At 73.5% G+C, this 25973-nt stretch carries 19 protein-coding genes; 10 read left to right on the forward strand and 9 right to left on the reverse strand.

Annotation, left to right across the window (positions count from 1 at the left end):
• Positions 1-9 precede the first annotated feature (9 nt).
• Positions 10-1371 (reverse strand): MFS transporter, encoded by a 1362-nt coding sequence (locus tag ACZ51S_RS32635; protein ID WP_388942225.1) that lies wholly within the window; start codon positions 1369-1371, stop codon positions 10-12.
• A gap of 25 nt (positions 1372-1396) precedes the next feature.
• Positions 1397-1834, reverse strand: a complete 438-nt coding sequence (locus ACZ51S_RS32640) for a MarR family winged helix-turn-helix transcriptional regulator (RefSeq protein ID WP_361602399.1) — start codon at positions 1832-1834, stop codon at positions 1397-1399.
• Between the two features lie 129 nt (positions 1835-1963).
• Between ACZ51S_RS32640 and ACZ51S_RS32645 the strand changes: the two genes are divergently transcribed.
• A complete protein-coding gene (locus ACZ51S_RS32645) occupies positions 1964-2146 on the forward strand; it encodes a BrnA antitoxin family protein (protein ID WP_249767154.1) in 183 nt (60 codons plus the stop codon).
• Here ACZ51S_RS32645 and ACZ51S_RS32650 read toward each other — a convergent pair.
• Positions 2139-3566 carry an NCS2 family permease gene (locus tag ACZ51S_RS32650; protein ID WP_468479400.1) on the reverse strand — a complete coding sequence of 476 codons (1428 nt, stop codon included), beginning with the start codon at positions 3564-3566 and terminating at the stop codon, positions 2139-2141. The two genes, ACZ51S_RS32645 and ACZ51S_RS32650, sit on opposite strands and share 8 nt — an antisense overlap.
• 138 nt (positions 3567-3704) lie before the next feature.
• Between ACZ51S_RS32650 and ACZ51S_RS32655 the strand changes: the two genes are divergently transcribed.
• The 4 genes from ACZ51S_RS32655 (at position 3705) to ACZ51S_RS32670 (ending at position 7446) form a co-directional block, all read left to right on the forward strand.
• Positions 3705-4055: a DUF2530 domain-containing protein gene (locus tag ACZ51S_RS32655; protein ID WP_468962871.1), complete on the forward strand. Its 351-nt coding sequence runs from the start codon at positions 3705-3707 to the stop codon at positions 4053-4055.
• Between the two features lie 138 nt (positions 4056-4193).
• Entirely contained in the window at positions 4194-6650 is a 2457-nt protein-coding gene (locus ACZ51S_RS32660; RefSeq protein ID WP_468962873.1) for an HAD-IC family P-type ATPase, read from the forward strand.
• Positions 6651-6718: 68 nt separating this feature from the next.
• Positions 6719-7006 carry a CopG family transcriptional regulator gene (locus ACZ51S_RS32665; RefSeq protein WP_468479397.1) on the forward strand — a complete coding sequence of 96 codons (288 nt, stop codon included), beginning with the start codon at positions 6719-6721 and terminating at the stop codon, positions 7004-7006.
• Positions 7003-7446, forward strand: coding sequence for a hypothetical protein (locus ACZ51S_RS32670; RefSeq protein WP_468803700.1), 444 nt, complete (start codon positions 7003-7005; stop codon positions 7444-7446). The genes ACZ51S_RS32665 and ACZ51S_RS32670 overlap by 4 nt, the downstream gene beginning before the upstream one ends.
• A gap of 159 nt (positions 7447-7605) precedes the next feature.
• Here the strand turns inward: ACZ51S_RS32670 and ACZ51S_RS32675 are convergent, their stop codons facing one another.
• Positions 7606-10716 (reverse strand): sacsin N-terminal ATP-binding-like domain-containing protein, encoded by a 3111-nt coding sequence (locus tag ACZ51S_RS32675; RefSeq protein WP_468962875.1) that lies wholly within the window; start codon positions 10714-10716, stop codon positions 7606-7608.
• 232 nt (positions 10717-10948) lie between these two features.
• The gene (gene serC, locus ACZ51S_RS32680) at positions 10949-12067 is read right to left on the reverse strand and encodes a phosphoserine transaminase (RefSeq protein WP_388942204.1); all 1119 of its coding nucleotides are present in this window, start codon (positions 12065-12067) and stop codon (positions 10949-10951) included.
• On the opposite strand from serC, the gene ACZ51S_RS32685 reads away from it, so the two are divergent.
• Positions 12039-14987 carry an FAD-binding and (Fe-S)-binding domain-containing protein gene (locus ACZ51S_RS32685; RefSeq protein ID WP_468962877.1) on the forward strand — a complete coding sequence of 983 codons (2949 nt, stop codon included), beginning with the start codon at positions 12039-12041 and terminating at the stop codon, positions 14985-14987. The two genes, serC and ACZ51S_RS32685, sit on opposite strands and share 29 nt — an antisense overlap.
• A 42-nt stretch (positions 14988-15029) precedes the next feature.
• Positions 15030-16067, forward strand: a complete 1038-nt coding sequence (locus ACZ51S_RS32690; protein ID WP_468962879.1) for an EamA family transporter — start codon at positions 15030-15032, stop codon at positions 16065-16067.
• Between the two features lie 499 nt (positions 16068-16566).
• Here ACZ51S_RS32690 and nadE read toward each other — a convergent pair whose 3' ends face one another.
• From nadE to ACZ51S_RS32710, 4 genes are all read right to left on the reverse strand, one after another.
• Positions 16567-17388, reverse strand: a complete 822-nt coding sequence (gene nadE, locus ACZ51S_RS32695; RefSeq protein ID WP_468479392.1) for an ammonia-dependent NAD(+) synthetase — start codon at positions 17386-17388, stop codon at positions 16567-16569.
• 19 nt (positions 17389-17407) lie between these two features.
• Entirely contained in the window at positions 17408-18037 is a 630-nt protein-coding gene (locus ACZ51S_RS32700) for a hypothetical protein (RefSeq protein WP_468803704.1), read from the reverse strand.
• A gap of 637 nt (positions 18038-18674) precedes the next feature.
• The gene (locus tag ACZ51S_RS32705; RefSeq protein ID WP_468886720.1) at positions 18675-19490 is read right to left on the reverse strand and encodes an alpha/beta fold hydrolase; all 816 of its coding nucleotides are present in this window, start codon (positions 19488-19490) and stop codon (positions 18675-18677) included.
• A 135-nt stretch (positions 19491-19625) separates the two neighbouring features.
• Positions 19626-21284: an alpha/beta fold hydrolase gene (locus ACZ51S_RS32710; RefSeq protein ID WP_468962882.1), complete on the reverse strand. Its 1659-nt coding sequence runs from the start codon at positions 21282-21284 to the stop codon at positions 19626-19628.
• Between the two features lie 351 nt (positions 21285-21635).
• Between ACZ51S_RS32710 and ACZ51S_RS32715 the strand changes: the two genes are divergently transcribed.
• The 3 genes from ACZ51S_RS32715 (at position 21636) to ACZ51S_RS32725 (ending at position 25965) form a co-directional block, all read left to right on the forward strand.
• Entirely contained in the window at positions 21636-22526 is an 891-nt protein-coding gene (locus ACZ51S_RS32715) for a TIGR03084 family metal-binding protein (RefSeq protein WP_468962884.1), read from the forward strand.
• Between the two features lie 68 nt (positions 22527-22594).
• On the forward strand, positions 22595-24370 hold the full coding sequence (locus tag ACZ51S_RS32720; protein WP_468962888.1) for an acyclic terpene utilization AtuA family protein: 1776 nt from the start codon (positions 22595-22597) through the stop codon (positions 24368-24370).
• A complete protein-coding gene (locus ACZ51S_RS32725; RefSeq protein ID WP_468886714.1) occupies positions 24367-25965 on the forward strand; it encodes an acyl-CoA carboxylase subunit beta in 1599 nt (532 codons plus the stop codon). Before ACZ51S_RS32720 ends, ACZ51S_RS32725 begins: the two co-directional genes overlap by 4 nt.
• Positions 25966-25973 lie beyond the last annotated feature (8 nt).

The raw sequence follows: 25973 nt of genomic DNA on the forward strand, positions 1-25973 counted from the left end.
GGCCGCGGCTCAGGCGGCGGTGGCCAGTTCGCGGCGGGGGGACGGGACGAAGGCGATGCCGCGGCGGTTCACGCTCAGGCGGAGGTTGCCCACGCGGGAGAGGACCACCGCGACGCCGACCGCCGCCACGAGGGAGATCAGGCCGCCGGAGGCCATGCCGAGGCGGGCCCCGTAGGTGTCCGTGATCCATCCCACCAGCGGGGCGCCGACGGGCGTGCCGCCGGTGAAGACCATCATGTACAGGGCCATCACCCGTCCCCGCATCTCGGGGCCGGTGGCCGTCTGGACGCCGGAGTTCGCCACGACGTTGACGGTCAGGCCGAACATCCCGATCGGCACCAGCAGCGCCGCGAACAGCCAGAAGCCGGGGGCGAACGCGGTGACCAGGAGCAGCACCGAGAAGAGCACCGCCGCCGTCACCAGCAGCCGCAGGCGGGAGGGTCCCCGGCGGGCCGCCAGCAGGGCGCCGGCGAGGGAGCCGGCCGCGATGAGGGTGTTGAACAGCCCGTACGTGCCCGCGTCCCCGTGGAAGACGTCGTCGACGAAGGCCGACAGCCAGATCGGGAAGTTGAACCCGAAGGTGCCGATGAATCCGACGAGCACGATCGGCCAGACCAGCTCGGGCCGGCCCGCGACGTACCGCAGGCCTTCACGCAGCTGTCCCTTGGCGCGCGGCTGCGGGGTGACGGGGCGCAGTTCGTGGGTGCGCATCAGCAGCAGGCCGGCGAGGGGTGCGGCGAAGGACAGGCCGTTCAGCAGGAAGGCCCAGCCGGAGCCGACGGCGGTGATGAGCACGCCGGCGATCGCCGGGCCGACCAGCCGCGCGGACTGGAAGTTCGCCGAGTTCAGGCTGACGGCGTTTGCGAGCTGCTCGGGGCCGACCATCTCGGAGACGAACGTCTGCCGTGCCGGGTTGTCCACGACGGTGACCAGGCCGGTCAGGAAGGCCGCGAGGTAGACGTGCCAGACCTGGACGTGTCCGGCCAGGGTCAGCGCGGCGAGTGCGACGCCGGTGAGGCCCATCGCGCTCTGGGTGACGAGCAGCAGCGGCCGCTTGGGCAGCCGGTCGGCGAGTACGCCTCCGTAGAGCCCGAACAGCAGCATCGGCAGGAACTGCAGGGCGATGGTGATGCCGACGGCCGAGGCGGAGCCGGTCAGGGAGAGGACCAGCCAGTCCTGCGCGATGCGCTGCATCCAGGTGCCGGTGTTCGAGACGACCTGGCCGGTGGCGAAGAGCCGGTAGTTGCGGATCCTCAGCGAGCTGAACGTCCCCCGGCCGCCGCCGGGGGGTGTCCCCGGGCGGCCGCCCGGGGTGCGCGTAGTGGTGGATGTATGGCCGGGTGCGGAGTCTGCTCCGGTTCCCGTACTCAAAAGCGGTCGCCTCCTGGCGTCGTTCCTATAGGTGGGCGAGCTTCTCCAGGACGGGTGCGGCCGCGCGGAGCTTGGCCCATTCGTCCTCGGTGAGCTCGGCCGCGAGCCCGGCCAGGAAGGCGTTGCGCTTGCGACGGCTCTCTTCGAGCATCGCCTCGGCCTCCTCGGTCTGGCGGACCACCTTCTGGCGGCGGTCCTCGGGGTGCGGCTCCAGCGTGACCAGTCCCTTGGCTTCCAGCAGCGCGACGATGCGTGTCATCGACGGGGGCTGGACGTGTTCGCGCCGTGCCAGCTCACCGGGGGTGGCGTGGCCGCAGCGGGCGAGGGTGCCGAGCACCGACATCTCGGTCGGGCTGAGCGATTCGTCGACGCGCTGGTGCTTCAGGCGCCGGCCCAGCCGCATCACGGCGGAGCGCAGATCGTTCACGGCGGCGGCGTCGTCGCCATGGGAGAGGTCATGCATGTATTTAGAATAACTCATTACTCTGTCTAAGGAAAAACGGTTTCAGGGATCCCGTCCCCTCACTCGTACGGGTGAGAGGGCGGCCGAAAGTGACACGCGTCCGCACGGTCTGGCCCGACCCTTTCGGGCATGGGGACACATGTGCTGAGCATGCGCATAGACGGGGAGCTGCTGGACCGGCTCCGGCACCATGCCGCCAAACGCGGAATGAGCGTCCAGGACTATGTCGTCCGGACGCTCATTCGCGATGACTTCGACGAGCGGTTCAAGGCCGCCGTCGACGAGACGGAGAAGTTCTACGGCCTTACGTGAGGCCGAGGGCGGGCATCGCGTAGTAGAAGACGAAGACCGCCGAGACGGCGTACATGGCGGCCGGGACCTCGCGTCCCCGGCCCGTGGCCAGGCGCAGCACGCAGAAGCTGACGAAGCCGATGCCGATGCCGTTGGTGATCGAGTAGGTGAACGGCATCATCACCATGGCCATGAAGGCCGGGACGGCGATGGTGAAGTCGCTCCAGTCGATGTCCCGCACCGAGCCCGCCAGGATCAGGAAGCCGACCGCCACGAGGGCGGGGGTGGCGGCCTGCGAGGGGACCATCGTGGCGAGCGGGGTCAGGAAGAGTGAGACGGTGAAGAGGCCGCCGGTCACCACGTTGGCCAGGCCCGTGCGGGCGCCCTCGCCGACGCCCGCCGTGGACTCCACGAAGCAGGTGGTGGCGGACGAGGAGGTCGCGCCGCCGGAGGCGACGGCCAGGCCGTCGACCAGCAGGACCCGGTTGATGCCGGGGAAGGTGCCGTCCGGCTTCGTCAGCTTGGCCTCGTCGCCGACGCCGAGGATGGTGCCCATCGCGTCGAAGAAGCAGGACAGCAGCACGGTGAAGACGAACAGGATGCCCGTGAGCAGGCCGACCTTCTCGAACCCGCCGAAGAGGCTGACCTGTCCGACGAGCCCGAAGTCGGGCGCGGCCACCGGGTTGCCCGGCCACTGCGGCACGGTCAGGCCCCAGGCCAGGGCGGGGAGGTCGGCGACCAGCTGCACGACGACCGCGATCACGGTCATGACCACGATCGAGATCAGGATGGCGCCGGGCGTCTTGCGGATCAGCAGGGCGAGCGTGAGCAGCACACCGATCACGAAGACCAGGACCGGCCAGCCGTGCAGGTGGCCGTTGCCGCCGAGCTGGAGCGGGACCGTGGTGTGCGCGGCGTCCGGGATGCGGGTGACGAAGCCGGAGTCGACGAGGCCGATCAGCATGATGAAGAGGCCGATGCCGATGGCGATGCCCTTGCGCAGGCCCAGCGGGACGGCGTTCATCACCCGCTCGCGCAGGCCGGTGGCGACGAGCAGCATCACGACGAAGCCGGCCAGTACGACCATGCCCATGGCGTCGGGCCAGCTCATGCGCGGGGCGAGCTGGAGGGCCACGACGGTGTTGACGCCGAGGCCGGCCGCCAGCGCGATCGGGACGTTGCCGATCACACCCATGAGGAGGGTGGAGAAGGCGGCCGTCAGGACGGTGGCGGTGACGAGCTGGCCGCCGTCGAGCTGGTGCCCGTACATGTCCTTCGCGCTGCCCAGGATGATCGGGTTCAGCACGATGATGTAGGCCATCGCGAAGAAGGTGGCGAAGCCGCCCCGGACCTCGCGGGCGACGGTCGAGCCGCGCTCGGAGATCTTGAAGTACCGGTCCAGGCCGGTGGTGGGGGCCGCGGCGGGTGCCGAGGTGCTCATGCGGTCCTCAAACGGTTCTATTGGGCGGTTCATACGAACGAATCCGGTCGCAGGCAAACCGTTTCAGTATGAACACATGAACGAAGCCCAGTCCATCTCCGCGCGTAGACCCCAAAACGCGCCACCTAGACTGGCGCCATGGCGAAGTGGACTGCGAAGCACGAGGCGCCCGAGCCCCTGGAGGGCCCGGTTGTCGCCACCATCACCGGCGGCACGATCCTCTGGTTCGCCCTGTTCCTCGTCCAGCTGCCCTTCTACGGCTGGTTCGCCGACCGCGACCTGCTGTGGTGGGTGTGGACCTGCGCCGCCGGCGGCGGTCTCGGCCTGATCGGCATCTGGTACGTCCGCGGCCGCGACGCCGCGCTCCGGGCCCACGCGGCGGAGCGCGCCGCCCGCGCCGAGGGTGGGGCGGAGGGGGCGGACGGTGCCGGCGGGCCCGGCGGCACCGGCGAGGCCGGACCCGTCGTGCGGCCGCAGAACGACGCCTGACGGGCCGAGCGCCGGCCGACCGCGGGCCGAGCGCAGGCCGACCACGGGGCGACCACGGGACGATCCGGGTCATCCTGAAGTCGGATCTTCCGCCCGCTCGGCGGGTGAAGCGTTCGAACCGCCTCTACCGTCGAAAGCATGACGCAGCGGGCGAGGATCGACCATGACGGGCCGGAACGGGCCGGCGGCGCCGCCATCGACGCGGGAGCCGAGCTCGACCCCGTCCACCCGGTGAAACCCCCCGCCCCCCGGTTCAGGCCGGGCGGCCTCACCACCGCCGAGGTCGCCGAACGCGTGGCGCGCGGCGACGTCAACGACGTCCCCGTCCGCTCCTCCCGCTCCACCGCCGACATCGTCCGGGGCAACGTCTTCACCCGCTTCAACGCCATCATCGGCATCCTGTGGGTGATCATGCTGGTCGTCGCGCCCATCCAGGACAGCCTCTTCGGCTTCGTGATCCTCGCGAACACCGGCATCGGCATCATCCAGGAGCTGCGCGCCAAGAAGACCCTCGACGGCCTCGCCGTCATCGGCGAGGCCAAACCGAGCGTGCGCCGCGACGGCACCACCGCCGAGGTCTCCACTTCCGAGATCGTCCTCGACGACGTCATCGAACTCGGCCCCGGCGACAAGGTCGTCGTCGACGGCGCCGTCGGCGAGGCCGACGGACTGGAGATCGACGAGTCCCTCCTCACCGGCGAGGCCGACCCCGTCCTGAAGAAGCCCGGCGACCAGGTCATGTCCGGCTCCTTCGTGGTCGCCGGCGGCGGCGCCTTCACCGCCACCAAGGTCGGCCGCGAGGCCTACGCCGCCCAGCTGGCCGAAGAGGCCTCGCGCTTCACCCTCGTCCACTCCGAGCTGCGCTCCGGCATCTCCACCATCCTCAAGTACGTCACCTGGATGATGATCCCGACCTCCATCGGCCTGATCATCAGCCAGCTCGTCGTCAAGGACTCCAACCTCAAGGACTCCATCGCCCGCACCGTCGGCGGCATCGTCCCGATGATCCCCGAGGGACTCGTCCTCCTCACCTCCGTCGCCTTCGCCATCGGCGTCATCCGGCTCGGCCGCAAACAGTGCCTCGTCCAGGAGCTGCCCGCCATCGAGGGCCTCGCCCGCGTCGACGTCGTCTGCCTCGACAAGACCGGCACCCTCACCGAGGGCGGCATGGACGTCACCGAGCTGCGCCCGCTCGGCGGCGCGGAACCGGAGTACGTCAAGAAGGTCCTCGGCGCCCTCGGCGAATCCGACCCCCGCCCCAACGCCAGCCTCCAGGCCGTCATCGACGCCTACCCCGACAGCGCCGAATGGCGCTGCACCGAGTCCCTGCCCTTCTCCTCCGCCCGCAAGTACAGCGGCGCGAGCTTCAGCGAGGGCGACGGCGAGAACAACACCTGGCTGCTCGGCGCCCCCGACGTGCTCCTGCCCGCCGGGGACCCGGCGCTCGACGAGATCGACGGCCTCAACGAACAGGGACTGCGGGTCCTGCTGCTGGCCCGCTCCGAGCGCGAGCTCGACGACCCCGCCGTCACCACCGGCGTGCGGCCCACCGCCCTCGTCGTCCTCGAACAGCGGCTGCGCCCCGACGCCGCCGACACCCTGCGCTACTTCGAGGACCAGAAGGTCAAGGCGAAGGTCATCTCCGGTGACAACGCCGTCTCCGTCGGCGCGGTCGCCGGCAAGCTCGGCCTGCCCGGTGCCCAGAACACCGTCGACGCCCGCGAGCTGCCCGCCGAGCGGGCCGGGATGGCCGAGGTCCTCGACGGGAACTCGGTCTTCGGCCGCGTCACCCCGCAGCAGAAGCGGGACATGGTCGGCGCCCTCCAGTCCCACGGCCACACCGTCGCCATGACCGGCGACGGCGTCAACGACGTCCTCGCCCTCAAGGACGCCGACATCGGCGTCAGCATGGGCTCGGGCTCGGAGGCGACGCGGGCCGTGGCCCAGATCGTGCTGCTCGACAACAGCTTCGCCACCCTGCCCTCGGTGGTCGCCGAGGGCAGGCGCGTCATCGGCAACATCACCCGGGTCGCGACCCTCTTCCTCACCAAGACGGTCTACTCGGTGCTGCTGGCGATCCTCGTCGTCTGCTCACAGGTCGAGTACCCCTTCCTGCCGCGCCACCTCACCCTGCTGTCCACCCTCACCATCGGCATCCCGGCCTTCTTCCTGGCCCTCGCCCCGAACAAGGAGCGCGCGAAGCCGCACTTCGTGAAGCGGGTGATGCGCTACGCGATCCCCGGCGGCGCCATCGCCGCCGTGGCCACCTTCCTCACGTACCTGATCGCCCGCGCCCACTACGGCGGCCCGGACGCCCTGAAGGCCGAGACCAGCGCGGCGACGCTGGCCCTGTTCCTGACCTCGATGTGGGTCCTGGCGATCATCGCCCGTCCGTACACGTGGTGGCGGGTGGCTCTGGTCGGCGCGATGGGCGCGGCCTTCCTCGTCGTCCTCGTCGTGCCGTGGCTCCAGGACTTCTTCCAGCTCAAGCTGGAGGGGGTCACGATGCCGTGGATCGCGGTGGCGGTCGCGGCGGCGGCCGCATCGCTGATCGAGCTCGCCTTCCGGTGGGTGGACCGGCGGTTCCCGGCATAAAGGGGGCGGACGCGGGTTGACCCTTCCGGATGATGACAGCGGCCTGCCGGGGTGTCCATAGTTGGAGTATGGCAACCAGGAAGGTCACCATCACCTTGCCGGACGAGGTGCTGGAGTACATCAAGGCGTCCGTGGACGAGCGCGGAGTCTCCGCCTACGTCACCGCGGCCGTGGAGAACCAGGTCAGGATCGACAAGCTGGGAGAGCTGAGCACCCTGCTCCAAGAGGAGTACGGCGAACTCACCGAGGACGAGATGCGCGCCGCCGACGCCTGGCTCGAAGAGCTGGACGCCAAGCACGACGCGATGAGACGCGGAGGGGAGGCGGCCCGGGACCAGGGGAAGGCAGCCGCATGACGCCACGACCCGCAGCCCGGACGGCCCTCCGGGCCAGGGTGATCGTCCTGGACTCCGAGGCGCTGTCCAAGACCGTACGGGGCAACCGCCCCATGCTCGCCCGCATCAACAAGGCGTGGCAGTCCAAGACCCCGGTCATCACCTCGTCGCTCACGACCCTGGAGGCGTGGGATCCACGTCAGGTCAGCGCGGCACGGCTCTGGGACTGGGCGATGTCGAAGATCCAGGTCGTCCACCCCGACGACGCGGGCATCGAGGCGGCCCGCTCCCTGCTGAAGGAAGCCGGCCTGCACGGCCACAAGTACGCGATCGACGCGGTCCTCGCCGCCGTCGCGGTACGAGAGGCGAAACGCGGCAACCAGGTGACCGTGCTCACCTCGGACGTCGACGACCTCCAGCGCCTCCTGCACGGGCAGCGCATCGTCGTCGCACCCGTCTAGGTGTCTCTTCCGGATCTTGCCTGACCCGCGCCGCCCGGCACCGCACCTCGCCGCGTTGTCGCGGCACCCGAGGACGTCCAGTAATCGGGAGCCGCTCCGCCTTGCGATGCACGGCGCCGGAAGACGCGGGCTTGACCGGCAAGATCCGGAAGAGACGACCTAGTCGAACCACCTGTCCCGCGCGAGTTCCGCCGTGCGGGACGGATCCTCCAGCAGGGCCGCCACCTCGAAGCGGCGCGGCCACTGGGCCGCCGCCCAGGCCAGGCCCGCCGCCACGCCCTCCAGGGTCGCCGCGTGCAGGACGCCGTCCGGGGCGAGCCGCCAGTCCAGCTCCGTACCGCCCGCCACCAGCTCCTCGTGCTCCACGTACGTCACCGGCGCCGACGGGCCCAGCAGGACCCGCACCGCGTCCGGCACCTCGTGCTCCTCGCCCGGCGTGCTCACCTCCGCCGGGACCGTCTCCGACAGGCGGCGCACCTGGAGCAGCTCCGCCAGGTCGGCGGCGCGCGCCGGGGACACCGGCAGCAGCGGCAGGCCCCCCGTCAGCGGGAGGAGGTCGGGGGCGTCGGCGACGACCGCCTCGGCCGCGTCCACCACGACCACCTCGCCGTCCACCACCGCCCGCAGCTCGTCCGGCAGGGTGACCTGCTCCGGGTCCAGGTCGGCCAGCGCCCCGTACAGGCCGTGCAGCTGCCGCCCCGACACCTCGCGCTCCGGGTCCGCGAGCCGCGCCAGCAGTTCGGCCGCGCCGCCGGGCTCCTCCAGCAGGGCGCGCACGGAGGTCCGTACGCCCAGGGCCCGCAGGACCTGCTCGTCCTCGAAGCCCGTCGCGTCCGCCGGGGTGTACAGGCCCGCCAGCAGCGGATCGCCGCCGGCCGCCCGCAGCCCGGCGGGACGGCGGCCGTCGAGCACCGGGTGGTCACGCAGCCACCAGGCGGTGTACGGGCGCACCGACCGGGTCGTGCCGTCCGGGAGCAGGATCCGCACCGGCTGGGTCAGGGCGTCGCGCAGCGGCGGCTGCGCCAGCATCGCCAGGGCCTGCGGCCAGCGGTCGTCGTCGACGAGGTCCAGGTCCCGGACGGCGATCAGCTCGGTGGCCACCGGCGGCACCGGGGTGTCCGGCAACTGGTCGAGCAGGTCCTCGCACCACACGTCGACCGCGTCCAGCAGTCCCGCGTCGTCGGGCTCGGCGAAGTCCCCCTCGCGGGGCTCCAGTTCGTCCGGGTCGAGGACCACGTCCGTGGCGCGGACCAGCTGGAACGCCGTCAGCACCCCGCACGCCGCCAGCGTGTCCGCGTCCCAGCGGGCGGCGAACCCGGCGTCCAGGTACGGGACCTCGTCCTCCCGCAGCACCGACGCCAACGGGCTCCCGGCGAGGAGCAGTTCCCCGGCCGGGGTCAGCTCCCCGTCCTCGTCCGGCAGGGCCAGCGCGCCCAGCCAGGGCTCCTCGCCCGGGGCCAGCCCGGCGGCCCGGACCAGCGTCAGGACGGTGTCGGCGAGCTCGTCCGGGTCCGGCGCGTCCTCGTCCCACACCTCGCCCGCGTCCAGGGAGGCGGCCACGGCGGCCCGGACCTGCGGGGCCGACAGCACGGCCCGCGCGGTGGCCGGGAGCGCGCCCAGCTTCTCCAGCAGCGGGTGCGCGGCGTCCGGGTGGGCCACCTTCAGGCCCAGCCGGGCCAGCTCCGCCGGGGTGTCCGGGCCGGGCAGCAGCACGTGACGCGGGCCGATGGCGGTACGGCCGTCGGCGAGCGGCACGGGAAGGCCCGACAGCCGGTCCGGGTCCACCCCGGCCAGGGTGTCGTACAGGCGGTGCCACCAGTCCGGGGTGCGTTCGATGCCCGCGATCCGCTCGATGGCGTCACCGAGCGGGAGCCGGCCCACGCCCAGGGTGCGCAGCTCGGGGCGCCGCTCCAGCCCGGCGGGCAGCAGCGTCGGGAGGACCTCCGCGAGGACCCTTACCGTGTCGGCGCCCGCGCCCTCCACCACCTCGGCCTCGAAGGGGCGCAGCGCCGGCAGCTCCTCGCTGGGGGCGGCCGGGGCGAGGAAGGCGGTGCGGGGCAGCCGCTTGAGCACGGCGGCGCGCAGGGCGCCGTCGAGCGGGCCGCTGCCGAGCGGGCCGGGCACCAGGTCGACCAGGCCGGTGCTCACCGGCTGCCAGGCGCCGAGGAGTTCGGCGTACGCGTCGGCCGCGCGCTCCACGAGGAAGTCGGTCAGCGGACCGGGCGCCGGGTGGCGGCGGGTGGTGTCCAGCGGCAGGGAGGCGATGAGCAGCGCGGGGATGCCGAGGGGCTCGTCGGTGGGGGTCGGGGCGTGCACCACGGGCGCGGTCCGGGGCCGTACGGGTGCGCCGTCGGCGTCGACGGGCGCGGCCCAGGTGACCGTCCAGTCGGGCCGCAGCCGCTCCTCGACGGGCCGGTCCGCGAGCAGCGCCGGCTCGATGGGGCCGGTGTGGCGGACGGTGCGCCAGCGGTGGGTGCCGGAGGCGGAGTCCTCGATGACGGTGTACGGGCCGTCGGTCCGCCGGTAGAGCACCCGGTGCCCGCCGGACGGGGTCTCGACGACGACCTCGCGCAGCCCGGGCAGGGTCAGCAGCAGCGCGTCGTCGATGCCGGACAGCAGGCGTTCGGTGAGGTCCTCGGCGGCGGCGTCGCGCAGCGGGAGGACCACGACGGTGTCGTACCCCTCGGGGGCGGTGCCCTCGGCCGGCAGCGGCAGCCGCAGCAGCGGTACGTGGCCGTCGCGGCGGCGGAGTTCGTCACCGAGGCCGGGGCTGCCGTTGGCGGCGTCCCGGGCCAGCTCGCGGGCCTCGGCGAGGGACCAGCGGACGCCGCCGTGGCGGCCGAGCACCGCCGGCTCGTCGGAGACGGCCAGTACGGCGGCGAAGCCGACGCCGAAGCGGCCGACGGAGCCGTGGCCCGCGTCCCGCTTGGCGGAGGCGCGCAGGGTGCTCAGCGACTCCACGCCCGTCGCGTCCAGCGGGGCACCGGTGTTGGCGGCGGCCAGCACGGCGGGGCCGTCGGGTCCGGCGGGGTGCAGGGTGAGGCGCAGCCGGCCGGGGACCCCGGCGCGGGCCGCGGCGTCGGCGGCGTTCTGCGCCAGCTCGACGACCAGCCGGTCCCGGTAGCCGCCGAGCGCGAGGTCCTCCTCGGCGTTGGCGTCCTCGCGGAAGCGGGCCGGGCCCGCGCCCCACGCGTCGAGCACCCCGCGCCGCAGCCGGGCGGTACTGAAGGGGTCCACGCCGCTCTGGGCCGCCGTCACTCGCACGTTCACGCCGCTGCCTCCACGCTGCCGCTGCCTCTGGAGTGCTGAAGGTACCGCGTGTTGAGGCCGCCCCCGCCCGTGAGGTGGGTGAACACGGCGAGGCCGCGGTCCCGTCGGCGTCCCGCGCGGGCGGCCCCGGCACGGGAGCCCCCGGCGCCGGGAAGGCGCCGGGGGCTCCACATGTCAGGACGACACGTGCGTCACGCCCGCCCGAAGGCGGGAGCCGCGGTGAAAGCCGCGGTCAGAGCCGCTCGATCACGTAGTCGACGCAGGCGGTCAGCGCCTGCACGTCCGCCGGGTCGATCGCCGGGAACATCGCGACGCGCAGCTGGTTGCGGCCCAGCTTGCGGTACGGCTCGGTGTCCACGATGCCGTTGGCGCGCAGCACCTTCGCCACCGCCGCCGCGTCGACGTCGTCGGAGAAGTCGATCGTGCCGATGACCGCGGAGCGCTTGTCGGCGTCCTGGACGAAGGGGTTGGCGTACTTCGACGCCTCCGCCCAGCCGTACAGGTTGCGCGCGCTGGCCGCCGTGCGGGAGGTCGTGAACTCCAGGCCGCCCTGGGAGTTCATCCACCGCAGCTGCTGGTCCAGCAGGAACAGCGTGGACAGCGCCGGGGTGTTGTACGTCTGGTTCTTCAGCGAGTTGTCGATCGCCGTCGGCAGCGAGAAGAACTCCGGGATGTGCCGGCCCGAGGCGTGCACGCGCGCGGCACGCTCCAGGGCGGCCGGGGAGAACGCCGCCAGCCACAGGCCGCCCTCGGAGGCGAAGGACTTCTGCGGGGCGAAGTAGTAGACGTCCGTCTCGGTGATGTCCACCGGAAGACCGCCGGCACCCGAGGTCGCGTCCACCAGGACGAGGGACCCGGCGTCCGCGCCCGCCACGCGCCGGACCGGAGCCGCCACACCCGTCGAGGTCTCGTTGTGCGTGTACGCGTACACGTCCACGCCCGCCTCGGCGACCGGCTCGGGGTGCGTACCCGGCTCGGAGGAGATCACGGACGGCTCGTCCAGCCACGGCGCGAGCTTCGCGGCCTTGGCGAACTTCGACGAGAACTCGCCGAAGGTGAGGTGCTGGGACTTCCGCTCGATCAGACCGGCGGTCGCGACGTCCCAGAAGGCGGTGGAGCCGCCGTTGCCCAGGATCACCTCGTAACCCTCGGGCAGGGAGAAGAGGTCCCGGAGGCCCTGACGCACCGAGCCGACCAGGTTCTTGACCGGGGCCTGGCGGTGCGAGGTGCCGAGCAGGGAGGTACCGGTGGCGGCGAGGGCGTCCAGCGCCTCTGTCCGCACCTTGGAGGGGCCCGCGCCGAAGCGTCCGTCGGCGGGCTTGATGTCAGCGGGAATCTGGATCTCAGCCACGAGCGGAGCGTATCGGGTACCGGACCGGGCGTCGGAGCCGCGTCCACCCGGTGAGACGGACACGGGTGGGAAGGTGGGATCCGTGACGTCTCCAGGGAAACTCGAGCGGACCTTGCGGGCCGAGCTGCGCGGGGAGGTGGACTTCGGCGCCGCCGCACGGGCCCTCGCCACCATGGACGCCTCGAACTACCGGCGGGTACCGGTCGGCGTGGCCGCCCCGCGCGACGCCGACGACGTGGCGGCCGCCCTGCGGATCTGCGCCGACGCCGGCGTGCCCGTCGTACCGCGCGGCGGCGGCACCTCCATCGCCGGGCAGGCGACGGGAGTCGGGGTCGTGCTCGACCTCACCCGGCACATGAACGCCCTCGTGTCCGTCGACCGCGACGCCCGCACCGCCGTCGTCCAGCCCGGCCTGGTGCTCGACCGGCTGCGCGACGCGCTCCGCCCGTACGGGCTGGCCTTCGGACCCGACCCGTCCACCCACTCCCGCTGCACCCTCGGCGGAATGATCGGCAACAACGCGTGCGGGGCCCACTCGGTGGCCTGGGGCACCACCGCCGACAACGTCGCGGAGCTGAACGTCACCCTCTACGGGGGCGCCGCCCACCGGATCGGCACCGGCTGGAACGGGGCCCCGGCGGGACTGCGGGAACTCGTCGAAGGCAACCTGGCCGTACTCCGCACCGGCCTCGCCGCCGGCTCCTTCTCCCGCCGGATCTCCGGCTACGGCGGACTCGACGCGCTGCTCCCCGAACGGGGCGTCCGTCTCGCCCGGGCCTTCTGCGGCAGCGAGGGCACCCTCGGCGTGGTCACGGAGGCGGTGGTGCGCCTCGTCGAACCGCCGCCCGCGCCGGTCCTCGCGGTCCTCGGCTACCCCGACGAGAGCGCGGCGGCCGACGCCGCCGCCGGACTCCTCGGACACGGGCCGCTCACCGTCGAGGGCATGGCCGAGGACCTGGTGCGCGGCGCCCGCGGGCTCCCCAGGGGCGGGGCCTGGCTGTTCGTGGAGATGCCGGACGAGGGAGCGGCCCGGCGCCTGCTGCGGGAGGCCGACGCCCTCGACGCGGCCCTGGTGACGGACCCGGAGGTGCAGCGCGCCCTGTGGCGGATCCGCGAGGACGCGGCCGGCACCGCCACCCGGACCCCGGACGGCGGCATGGCCTGGCCGGGGTGGGAGGACTGCGCGGTCCCGCCGGCCCGGCTCGGCGCCTACCTGCGCGACTTCCGGGCCCTGCTGGCGCAGCACGGGCTGCACGGGACCCCGTACGGGCACTTCGGGGAGGGCTGCGTCCACGTCCGCATCGACTTCGACCTGGTCTCCGCGGCCGGAGTGGCCCGCTTCCGCTCCTTCTCCGGAGACCTGGCCGACCTGGTCGTCTCCCACGGCGGCTCCCTGTCGGGGGAGCACGGCGACGGACAGGCCCGCGCGGAACTGCTGCCGCGGATGTACGGGCCGCGGGTCATGGAGCTCTTCGGCGCGTACAAGGACGTGTGGGACCCGGCGGGCGGCATGAACCCCGGGATCCTGGTCCGCCCGGCGCGGCTGGACGAGAACCTCCGCTTCGCGGCGGTGGCGCGGGGCGCCGCGCTGGGCGAGGAGGTGGCCCGCTGCGTCGGCGTCGCCAAATGCCGGACCGCCGAACCCGGCGGGCCCGGGGTGATGTGCCCGTCGTTCCGGGTCACGGGAGAGGAACGGCACTCCACGCGCGGCCGGGCCCGGCTGCTGCACGAGATGCTGACCGGGGAGGTCATCACCGACGGGTGGCGCTCGGAGGAGGTCGCCGAGGCCCTGGACCTCTGCCTGAGCTGCAAGGGCTGCCGCAGCGACTGCCCGGTGGGCGTGGACATGGCCGCGTACAAGGCGGAGTTCCTGCACCGCCACTGGTCCGGCCGGCTGCGCCCCCTGGCCCACTACATCCTCGGCGGCCTCCCGGCCTGGCTCCGCCTGATCTCCGCCCTGCGCGCGGCCCGCCTCGTCAACGCGGCCGGCCGCACCCTGCGCGTCCCCGGCCTGGCCCCCGAACGGCAACTGCCACCACTGGCACGGGTGCCGTTCACGCGGGGGTTGGGGCGGGGTGGGGGTCGGGGCCTTGGGGAGTGGGAGCGGGGCCGGGGGGTGCGGGAGGCGGGCCGGGGGGTGCGGGAGGCCGGCGCGGCGGCGCCCGGTCCCGACGGGGCGGTGACCGTGACCCTGTGGCCCGACACCTTCACCGAACACCTCGCCCCCGAGGCCGGCCGCGCCGCGGTCCGGGTCCTGGAGGCGGCCGGCCTCGACGTCACCGTCCCCACCCGCCGCCCGGTGTGCTGCGGGCTGACGTACGTCTCCACCGGCCGCCTGGACCGCGCCCGCAAGGTCATGCTGCGCACCCTCGACACCCTGGGGGAGGTACGCGACCCCGTGCTGCTCCTCGAACCCAGCTGCGCGGCGGCCCTGCGCACCGACCTCCCCGCCCTCCTCCCCGACGACCCCCGCGCCCACCGCCTCGCCGCAGCCGTCCGCACCTTCGCGGAGACCCTGGAGGAGTACGCCCCCCACTGGACCCCGCCCCGCCTGGACCGGCCCCTCGCCGGCCAGACCCACTGCCACCAGCACGCCGTCCTCGGGGACGCCCCCGACCGGCGGCTGCGCGAACGCGCGGGGCTCACGGGGGAGCTGAGCGGCGGCTGCTGCGGCCTCGCGGGGAACTTCGGCTTCGAACCCGGCCACCACGCCGTCTCCGTGGCGTGCGCGGAGGAACAGCTGCTGCCGTCGCTGCGCAACGCGGCACCGGACGCGGCGGTACTCGCGGACGGGTTCTCCTGCCGCACCCAGATCGCGCAGCTCTCCGGACGCCGGGCGCGGCACCTGGCGGAACTGCTCGCGGAGGGGATGGGGGATGGGGAGAGGGGAGGGCCGGATTCCGGGGCCGATGTAAGGTAAAACACGGCGGGATGGTCCTTACGGACCCCTTAGTCTGGATTCATGCCCGCGCCCTCCTCCTCGTCCCCGACGACCCCTGCCATTTCCGGTTCCGGTCCGGGTTCCGGACCGGTTTCAGGTTCCGTTTCCGGTTCCGTTTCCGGTCCGGTCGTTTCAGGTCCGGGTTCAGGTGCGGGTTCAGGTGCGGATTCCCGCCGGGGCTCCGGCGCCGCCCGGGACTCGCGGTTCGGGCCGATCGCACTGGTCGTCGCGGCCGGCGTGTCGGTGCAGTTCGGAGCCGCCCTCGCGGTGATGGTCATGCCCAGGGTGGGTGCGGCGGGCGTGGTCACGCTGCGGCTCGCGGCCGCCGCGCTGGTGCTGCTCGTCCTGTGCCGGCCCAGGGTGCGCGGGTACACGCGTGCCGACTGGGGCACCGTCGTCGCCTTCGGCGCCGCCATGGCCGGCATGAACGGCCTCTTCTACCAGGCCATCGACCGCATCCCGCTCGGCCCCGCCGTCACCCTGGAGGTGCTCGGCCCGCTGGCCCTGTCCGTGATCGTCTCGCGTCGCCTGGTGAACCTGCTGTGGGCCGCCCTGGCCCTGGCCGGCGTCGCCCTGCTGGCCGGACACGGCGGAGGGGGCATCGGCGGGCTCGACCTGCTCGGCGCGGGCTTCGCGGTGGGCGCTGGCGTCATGTGGGCGGCGTACATCGTCTTCAGCGCCCGGACCGGCCGCCGTTTCCCGCAGGCGGACGGACTGGCCCTGGCGATGGCGGTGGCCGCGGTCATCTCGCTCCCGCTGGGCGTGGTGGACGCGGGCTCCGCCCTCCTCACCCCGAGCACGCTGGCACTGGGCCTCGGCGTGGCGGTGCTGTCGTCGGTGCTCCCGTACACGCTGGAGCTCCTCGCCCTGCGCCGCCTCCCGGCCCCCACCTTCGCGATCCTGATGAGCCTGGAGCCGGCCATCGCGGCGACCGCGGGCTTCCTGCTCCTGAGCCAGGGCATGTCGGCGCTCGACGCGCTGGCGATCGCCCTGGTGATCGCGGCGAGCATGGGCGCGGTCAGGTCGCAGAGGGGGACGGGGCCCCGCGAAGCGGGGTGAGGGGCGGGGTGCCGGCGGGCGGTGTCAGGGCTGGTTCGGGGGTTTCCCGTCAGTCCCATCGTCCTTCCGGTTCGTGCCGGCCTGTCAAGGGCGCTCCTTCGTCGCGTCGCTTCGCGATGTCGCTTCGCTCCACCCTTGACAGGCCGTCCCGCCCCGGAAAGACAAGGACTGCCGGGAACCCCCCAAAAGAACGGCACGGTCCATGGCCGAAGGACGGGCGTCTCAGCGATGAGACGGGCGGCCGGGCGTCGGTCCGCCGGGCATCCGGGCCCCGCAGATCCCCGGCGGTCCACCCCCGCGCGTCAGATCGCTACGCGCTCCTCCCGGCTTGGCGTCCGGCGACCGTCCGTGGCTGACACCCGCACGAAATGACGATCAGGGCCCCTTTCGGGACCGGTGGGCGCGTCAGATCGCTACGCGCTCCTCAGATCTCGGCGTCTGCCAGCAGTCTTGGGCTGATACCCGCACCTCATGCTGACCAGGGCAGCATCCGGGAGGGTCAGGGGGCGATGGGGAGCTGGCGCTTGTGCTCGGTGAGGCGGTAGCGGTGGACGATCGTCTCGAAGGCGCGCTCGTTCACCGGCTTGCCCTCGAGGAAGTCGTCGATGTCGTCGTACGTGACGCCGAGGGCGTCCTCGTCGGCCTTGCCCGGGTCGAGGGTTTCCAGGTCGGCCGTCGGGGTCTTCCACACCAGCTCGGCGGGTGCGCCCAGCGCGTCCGCGACGGCGCGCACCCGGCGCTTGGTCAGACCGGTCAGCGGGACCACGTCCGCCGCGCCGTCGCCGAACTTGGTGAAGAAGCCCGAGATGGCCTCGGCGGCGTGGTCGGTGCCGACCACCAGACCGGCGTGCGCGCCGGCGACCGCGTACTGGGCGATCATCCGCTGACGGGCCTTGATGTTGCCGTGGACGAAGTCCTGGTGGTGGGCGTCGCGGAAGCCCACACCGGCGGCCACTGACGCGTCGAGCGCAGCATCGCTGGCGGGCTTGATGTCCACGGTCAGCACGTGGTCGGCCTGGATGAAGGACAGCGCGAGCTGCGCGTCGTGCTCGTCGGCCTGGACGCCGTAGGGCAGCCGCATCGCGTAGAACTGCGCCTCGTGCCCGGCCGCACGGGCCCGCTCGACGGCGAGCTGGCAGAGCCGGCCCGTGGTGGTCGAGTCCACGCCGCCGCTGATGCCGAGTACGAGGGACCGCAGACCGGTGGAGGTCAGCCGCTCGGTGAGGAAGGCCACCCGGCGCTCGATCTCCCGCTCGGCCTCGAAGGTCTCGGCGACCTGGAGTTCCCGCGCGATCTCCTGCTGCAGGGCGATGGCACTCACGTCTGCTCCTTGTTCCGGTTCACGATGTGCCGTTCACCCTAGCCGGAAGAGCGTTTTCCGCGAGGAACCGGTGGGCGGCCCGCAGACCCGCCTCGTCCCGCGCCCAGAGTCCCCACTGCGCCAGCCGCTCCTGCTCGAAGAGCTCCGCGAACGTCCTCCACAGGTGCACCCGGAACCCGTCGGACTCCCACCACCACTCCGTGTGGCCTGAACCCTCGATCAGCGGCAGCCGTGACGCCGCCTCCCACACCCCCGCCGTGGACTGCCGTGGCTCCGGCTCGATCACTGGAATCCACCTCTCGCACTCCCAGTACAGGGCGTCCGCCTCGATGAGGGCGTCGGGATCCGGAAACACCGCCACGTCCCGCCCGAACCGGTACACCACCGTGCCGTCACCCCGGAGCGCGACGGTGTAGGGATGCGCCACCTCGTGGTCGATGAACTCTCCCAACGGCCCGTGTTCGGCGCTGTCCACGTAGTACGGCCAGGGCTGGAAGCGGATCTCCTCCTTGAACGACCACGCCGAAGACCTGTAGACCAGCCCGCCGTAGCGGGCCTGTGCGCGCCGGAGCCCGGCGAGGACCATCGCCGTGTCCACGCCGGGGAAAGCCGCGAGCCGCTCGGCGACCTCGCCCGGGTTCTTCCTCACGGGGAAAGGAACGGCGCGGCCCTGCGCGGACAGGAAGCGCCGCCCCCTGTCGGTGAGCGCTCCTGGCGCGTTGAGTATGTGCGGCACCTCCCCATGATGGCCCTCACTCGTCAGCGCGGACAGCAACCCCAGACGGCCGTCAGCCGCCGAGAAATGAGGAGCGCGTAGCGATCTGATGCGCCCATCCGTCCCGGAATGCTGCCCTGGTCGACATGTGGTGCGGGTATCGGCCGAGGACGGTCGTCGGACGCTATGCCGGGAGGAGCGCGTAGCGATCTGTCGCGCCTGCCGGTCCCGGATGGGGTCCTGATCGTCATGTGGTGCGGGTAGCCGGGCCCCTGGCCTGGCCGGGCAGTACACGGGCCCGGATGCGGGACGTGGCCAGGGCCCGGCCGCCCGTCTCATCGCTGAGGGGGCCGCTCCCCTTCTCCTGCCCCATGACCGTCCTTTCGGGGGGGGTTCCCGGCAGTCTTTCGGCTTTCCGGGGCGGGTCGGTCGGTCAAGGGTGGCCGAAGGCCATCGCGAAGCGACGCGACGAAGGAGCGCCCTTGACGGGCCGGCCTGAACCGGAAGGACGATGGGACTGCCGGGAACCCCCCAAACCGTCTCCGAGACCGCCCCACCAGCATCCCGCTCCCTAAACACCGCCCCGCCCCGCCCCCTCCAGGAACCGGCGCACCACCGCAGCGAAGGCCTCCGGGGCGGCGGTGTGGACGAAGTGGTCGGTGTCGAGTTCCGTCAGGGTGGTGCCGGGGCGGCGCTCGGTCATCGCCCGGGCCTGGTCGGCCGGGATGACCCCCCTGGTGCCGCGGACGAGCAGTGCCGGGCAGGTGCCCGCCGTCCAGTCCGCCCAGTGGTCGCCGTGGACGTGGTGCTCGGAGTCGTACATCTCCGGGGGGCGGAACGGCAGGCGCCAGCTGCCGTCGCCGTTCTCCCGGAGCCGGTCCGCGAAGTACGGCGCGGCCGCCCCGAGGCCCGCGAGCAGCGCCTCGCGGGTCGGGGCCTCGTGGGGCAGGTCCAGCAGGAAGCCCAGCGGGTTCGAGCCGTCCAGCCCGAGCGCAGCCGGGCCCTCGGCGTTCACGAGGGCACTCACGCGCTCGGGGTGGCGTGCGGCGAACTGGTAGGCGTTGATGGCGCCGAGGGAGTGCCCGAGCAGGACGACGCGGTCCAGTCCGAGGTGGTCCAGCAGGCAGCCGATGTCGGAAAGGTAGCCCTCCCGCGTGTAGTCGGCGGCGCTGTCGGACTCGCCCTGGCCCCGCTGGTCCGGGGCGATCACCCGCCACTCGGGACCGAGGGCCCGGGCGAGGGCGGCGAAGGTGACGCCCTCGGACAGGTGGCCGTGGAGGGCGACCAGCGGACGGCCGGTGCCGCCGAAGTCCAGGTACGACAACCGCCGTCCGCCGATCAGCAGTTCAGAGCGGCTGGCGGCGGTGGTGGCGGTTTCGGCGGCCATGGTGGGTCCCTTCGCGGTTCGTTCACGCCTTGACCTGATGAACCCTACCCAGGATCTATACGGTTGTTCAATACGTTCGTATAGACATCTGTCCCGGCCTAACCCCACCGGCACCCCTCGCCCCACCGGCACCCCTCACCCCACCGGCACCTCCACGTACGACGGCGTCGGCTCCGGCGAGGTGAACGCCAGCGTCGCGCGCGGCAGGTTGGCGTCCCCGTAGAAGGGGTCACGGGCGGTCGCCACCAGCAGGAGGCGGTGCCCGCGCGGGACGTCGTACGCCGTGGCCTGGAGGTCGATGTCCGCGCTCACCAGGCTGTCGGGCGGGGAGTGCGGGTCGCTGAACGGGGCGTGGCAGATCAGCCGGGAGGAGCCGTCCGGGGCGAGGTCCAGGAGGTACGCGACGAAGGTGGAGCCGGAGTTCGCGGCGCGGTACGTGACGCGCAGGCGCGGGATCCCCCGTACGCGGAGGGTCGCTTCGGCGGCGGGGCCGGTCCAGGCGGCGGTCACCGACGAGGCCGCGGCGGCGTCGATCTCCCCGGCCGGGTACGACTTCGGCCGGCCGGCCATCTCCGCGTACCCGGAGCGCACGACCGCGTCGGCCGCGGTGACCGGGGTGTCCACCCCGCACAGCAGGTTCGCCGTCCAGCCGTGCTCGGGCTCGCCGGCCAGTTCCCCGCGCCCCGTCAGGTACAGCCGGCGGACCTCGCTGCCGGGGGCGGGCAGACCGTCGGCGGGTTCGAGGGCGCGGGTCCACATCACCTCGGAGAGCACCCGCGCCTCCCCGTCCACCCCGTTGGCGGCGTCGCGCAGGTGGTGGTCGAACCAGCGGTGCGCGTCCGTCCACACCGTGCTCGGCAGTCCGAGCAGGCCCGCGCTCTCGGGGCCTGCGTGGTCCCCGACGGACAGGTCGAGGCGCTTGGGGCCGGTGAGTTCGTCGAACAGCCGCAGCGTCTGGTTGGCGGGGAAGAGCGTCTCGTGCCAGGCGTGCGAGAAGAGGACGGGCAGCCGCCGGCGGTTGAACTCCTTGACGTGGCCGAAGGGCGAGCGCCGCTGCGCCCAGAGCAGGGTCCCCCCGGCGTCCCGGCCGGCCAGGACGTCCTCCAGGGCCCCTTCCGTCTCCGGGCTCAGCCGGGCCCGCTCCGCCGCCCTGAGCAGGGCGTGCACGGCGGCGGTACGGCGGGTGGAGTTCTCGTGCAGGACGGCGCCGAGGTCGCCCCAGGTGCTGAGCGCCGCCACCGCGTCGACCCGGGGGTCGTGCGCGGCGGTGAGCAGGCCGATGCCGGCGCCGTAGGAGACGCCGAGGAAGCCGATCCCGGTGACCGGGCCGGCGGCGCGTTCCAGGAGGTGGTCCAGGGCCCGTCGGCCGTCGGCCACGTCCAGCGGCCCGGCGAAGTCGGCCTGGCCGTCGGAGCGGCCGAACCCCCGGGCGGTGTAGGCGAGGACGTCGTAGCCGCGCGCCGCGAACGCCGTGGCCTGGACGGCGTACGCGGTCCAGCCCAGGCCGGTCCACGGCGAGGGCATCACCACCGCCGCCCGCGGCCGGGGCCCGGTGTGGCACCAGAGCGCGGCGTCGAGCAGGTCGCCGCAGGCGCCGGTCACCTCGCCCCGGCTGAAGACGGCCACGGCCCGTAACGCCTGGACCTCGGCGGCGCGCGCGGGCGGCAGGGCGCTGAGGTCGCCGCTCTCCAGGGCGGTGGCGAAGGCGGTGAGGGCGGTCGCGTCGAGCTCGGGGTAGAGGGAGGGGGCGTGGGGCGGGGAGGGGAAGGAGGCTGGGGCAGCGGGGTTCTTCACGGCGGACCGTCCTCGTCGTCGGTGGCGTGGAGGGGCGCGTGGAGGGAGGCGGTGCGGAGCCCGGCGCGGCGGCCGCACGGGCGGGAAGCCCCCAGTATCGGCCCGGGCGGGCGCCGTCAGGCCGCCTTCCCGGCGTACGGCCGGAACCGTCCCTGATCGTTGCGGACGTGGCCCGCCGCTGTCCTCGTCCGGGCCTCGGGGGATGTTCGGTACGCCCCAAATCCCCGACCGGCAGCGTGCGTTGACGGCCCTGGCGTGAATGCCGTCCACTTCAGCCAAATCATGCAAGCACGCTTGATTGTTTTAGTGGAGGCTGCCAGGCTTCCCCGCACGCCGAGAGGGGAGCACGCCGTGCCCGATCCGTCCGCCGTCGACGCCGCCGCCGTTTTCACCGGTCTTCTCGCCGACCTCCGGGAGGAGGGCCGCGAACTCGAAGCGCTCGTCACCGGGTTGTCCGGCCCCGCCTGGACGCGGCCGACGCCCGCGCCCCGGTGGAGCGTCGCCCACCAGATCGCCCACCTGCACTGGACCGACCGGGCCGCGCTGCTCTCCCTCACCGATGCCGGGGCGTTCGCGCGCATGGTGGAGCAGGCGCTGGAGTCCCCGGAGTCGTTCGTCGACGAGGGCGCCGAGGAGGGGGCCGTGCTGGCGCCCGCCGAGCTGCTGGACCGGTGGCGGGAGGGCCGGGCCGCCCTCGACGCGGCGCTCGCGGCCGCCTCCCCCGACGTCCGGTTCCCCTGGTACGGGCCCCCGATGAAGGCCGCCTCCATGGCGAGCGCCCGGCTCATGGAGACCTGGGCGCACGGCCAGGACGTCGCCGACGCGCTCGGCGTACGGCGGACCCCCACGGCCCGGCTGCGGCACGTCGCGCGGATCGGGGTGCGGGCGCGCGACTACGCGTACGCCGTCCGGGGCCTGCCGGCGCCGGACGGCGAGTTCCGGGTCGAGCTGACGGCTCCGGACGGAGACGGGGTGTGGACGTACGGCCCCGCCGACGCCCCGCAGCGGATCACCGGACCCGCGCTGGACTTCTGCCTGCTGGTCACGCAGCGCGCCCACCGCGCCGACCTCGGCCTCACCGCGACCGGCCCCGACGCCGACCGCTGGCTCGGCATCGCCCAGGCCTTCGCCGGTCCCGCGGGACCGGGCCGGGAGCCGCGGGACCGGGGGGCGCCGCCGGGGGCTCCCGGGGGAACGCCCCGGACGGCTACCGGGGGGACCGTGCGGGGGACCGCCCCGTGACGCGCCGGGCCCTGCGCGTCGGCAACGCGTCCGGCTTCTACGGGGACCGGTTCGACGCCGTGCGCGAGATGCTGACAGGCGGACCGCTGGACGTGCTCACCGGCGACTACCTCGCCGAGCTCACCATGCTGATCCTCGGCCGCGACCGCCTGAAGGACCCCGCCCTCGGCTACGCGAAGACCTTCCTGAAGCAGCTGGAGGAAGGCCTCGGGCTCGCGCACGAGCGGGGCGTGCGGATCGTGACGAACGCGGGCGGGCTGAACCCGGCCGGGCTGGCCGCGGCCGTACGGGCGCTGGCGGCCGAGGTGGGGGTGCCCGTCTCCGTCGCGCACGTCGAGGGCGACGACCTGATGCCGTACGGGAAGGACGCGCTCACCGCCAACGCCTACCTGGGCGGTGCCGGGATCACCGCCTGCCTGCGGGCCGGCGCGGACGTGGTCGTGACCGGCCGGGTCACGGACGCGGCCCTGGTGAGCGGGCCGGCCGCCTGGTGGTTCGACTGGGGCCCGCACGAGTACGACCGGCTGGCGGGGGCGGTGGTCGCGGGGCACGTCCTGGAGTGCGGTACGCAGGCCACCGGCGGGAACTACTCCTTCTTCACCGGCCACGACGTCCGGCGGCCCGGCTTCCCGCTCGCGGAGGTCTCCGAGGACGGTTCGGCGGTCGTCACCAAGCACCCGGGCAGCGGCGGGGCCGTCACCCCGGGCACCGTCACCGCCCAACTCCTGTACGAGACGCAGGGCGTGCGCTACCTGGGCCCCGACGTCACCGCCCGCCTGGACACGGTCCGCCTCGCCCCGGACGGCGAGGACCGGGTCCGGATCAGCGGGGTCCGGGGGGAGCCCCCGCCCACCACCCTCAAGGTCGGCGTCAGCCGCGTCGGCGGCTGGCGCAACGAGGTGGTCTTCGTCCTGACCGGCCTCGACATCGAGGCCAAGGCCGCCCTGGTGCGGGCACAGCTCGCCGAAGCACTGCGCGGGGTGGACTCCGTCCGCTGGACCCTCGCCCGCACGGACCACGCGGACGCCGACACGGAGGAGGCGGCGAGCGCCCTGCTGCGGCTGGTGGTGCGCGACCCCTCCCCGGACCGGGTGGGGCGGGCGCTGACCTCGGCGGCGGTCGAGCTGGCCCTCGCCAGCTATCCGGGCTTCCACGTGACGGCCCCGCCGGGCCCCGCGCAGCCGTACGGGGTGTTCACCTCGGCCCTGGTCCCGGCCGGGTCCGTCCCGCACATGGCGGTCCTGGACGACGGCACCCGCCTGCCGGTCCCGGCCGCGCCGGCCCTCTCCCTGTCTCCGGCCCCGCCGCCCACTGCCCCGGACCCGGCCCCGCCGGTCCTCTCCCCGGCCCCGCCGCCCGCGGCACCGGAGCCGGGGGCCGCCGGCGCGGCCCGGGGCGGCCACGGGCCGACCACCCGTGCCCCGCTCGGGTCGGTGGCCGGGGCCCGGAGCGGGGACAAGGGCGGCGACGCCAACGTCGGGGTGTGGGTGGAGGACGACGCCGCCTGGCAGTGGCTGTGCCACGCCCTGACGGTGGAGGCGTTCCAGAGCCTGCTCCCGGAGACCCGGGGGCTGCCCGTCGCCCGCCACGAGCTGCCGAACCTGCGCGCCCTGAACTTCACCGTCCCCGGCCTCCTCGGCGACGGCGTCGCCTCCGGCCACCGCTTCGACCCGCAGGCCAAGGCCCTCGGCGAATGGCTGCGCGCCCGCCACCTCGACGTCCCGACACACCTCCTCCCCACCGCCCCGCCCCGGCCCGGGCCCTCCGCCGGCCCGCCCCCCGCTGCCCCGCCCCCGCCCGGGCTTTCCGACAGCTCGCCTCCCGCACCTGAGGGGACCCGATGACCCGCCTCGGTACCACCGTCGATCCGCTCGCCGCCGAGCACACGAAGGCCCGTACCGCCGCCCTGGAGCGGCTCGCGGAGCTCGCGGCCGAGCACGCCAAGGCCCTCGCCGGCGGCGGCGAGAAGTACACCGCCCGGCACCGTGACCGCGGCAAACTGCTGCCCCGCGAGCGCGTCGAGCTGCTCCTCGACCCCGACACCCCGTTCCTGGAGCTGTCCCCGCTCGCCGCCTGGGGCAGCGACTACCCGGTCGGCGCCTCGATGGTCACCGGCATCGGCACCGTCGAGGGCGTCGAATGCCTGATCACCGCCAACGACCCCACCGTGCGCGGCGGCGCCAGCAACCCCTGGACCCTGAAGAAGGCGCTGCGGGCCAACGAGATCGCCCGGCAGAACCGGCTGCCCCTGGTCAGCCTCGTCGAGTCCGGTGGTGCCGACCTCCCCTCCCAGAAGGAGATATTCATCCCGGGCGGCGCGATCTTCCGCGACATCACCCGGCTCTCGGCCGAGGGCGTCCCGACCGTCGCCGTCGTCTTCGGCAACTCCACCGCCGGAGGCGCGTACGTCCCCGGGATGTCCGACCACACCGTCATGATCAAGGACCGGTCCAAGGTCTTCCTCGGCGGCCCGCCCCTGGTCAAGATGGCCACCGGCGAGGAGAGCGACGACGAGTCCCTCGGCGGCGCCGACATGCACGCCCGCGTCTCCGGCCTCGCCGACCACTACGCCCTCGACGAGTACGACGCCATCCGCCAGGCCCGCCGCATCGTGGCCCGGCTCAACCACCGCAAGCCGTACGCCGAACCGTCCCGCGCCGAGGAGCCGCTGTACGACCCGGAGGAGCTCCTCGGCATCGTCCCGGCCGACCTGAAGACCCCCTTCGACCCCCGCGAGGTCATCGCCCGCATCGTCGACGCCTCCGACTTCGACGAGTTCAAGCCCCTCTACGGCACCAGCCTCGTCACCGGCTGGGCCACCCTGCACGGCTACCCGGTCGGCATCCTCGCCAACGCCCAGGGCGTGCTGTTCAGCGCCGAGTCGCAGAAGGCCGCCCAGTTCATCCAGCTCGCCAACCAGCGTGACATCCCGTTGCTCTTCCTCCACAACACCACGGGCTACATGGTGGGCAAGGAGTACGAGCAGGGCGGCATCGTCAAACACGGCTCGATGATGATCAACGCGGTGTCCAACTCCCGCGTCCCGCACCTGTCCGTCCTCATCGGGGCGAGCTACGGGGCCGGGCACTACGGCATGTGCGGGCGCGCCTACGAGCCCCGCTTCCTCTTCGCCTGGCCCAGCGCCAAATCCGCCGTCATGGGCCCCCAGCAGCTCGCCGGAGTGCTGTCGATCGTCTCCCGCCAGTCCGCCGCCGCGAAGGGCCTCCCGTACGACGAGGAACAGGACGCCGGGATGCGGGCCTTCGTGGAGGCGCAGATCGAGTCCGAGTCCCTGCCCCTCTTCCTGTCCGGGCGGCTGTACGACGACGGCGTCATCGACCCCCGCGACACCCGCACCGTCCTCGGCCTGTGCCTGTCGGCCGTCCACAACGCCCCCGTCGAGGGCGCCCGCGGCGGCTTCGGCGTCTTCCGGATGTGAGCCCCCAC

The organism is Streptomyces sp. NPDC034043, from assembly GCF_055575675.1.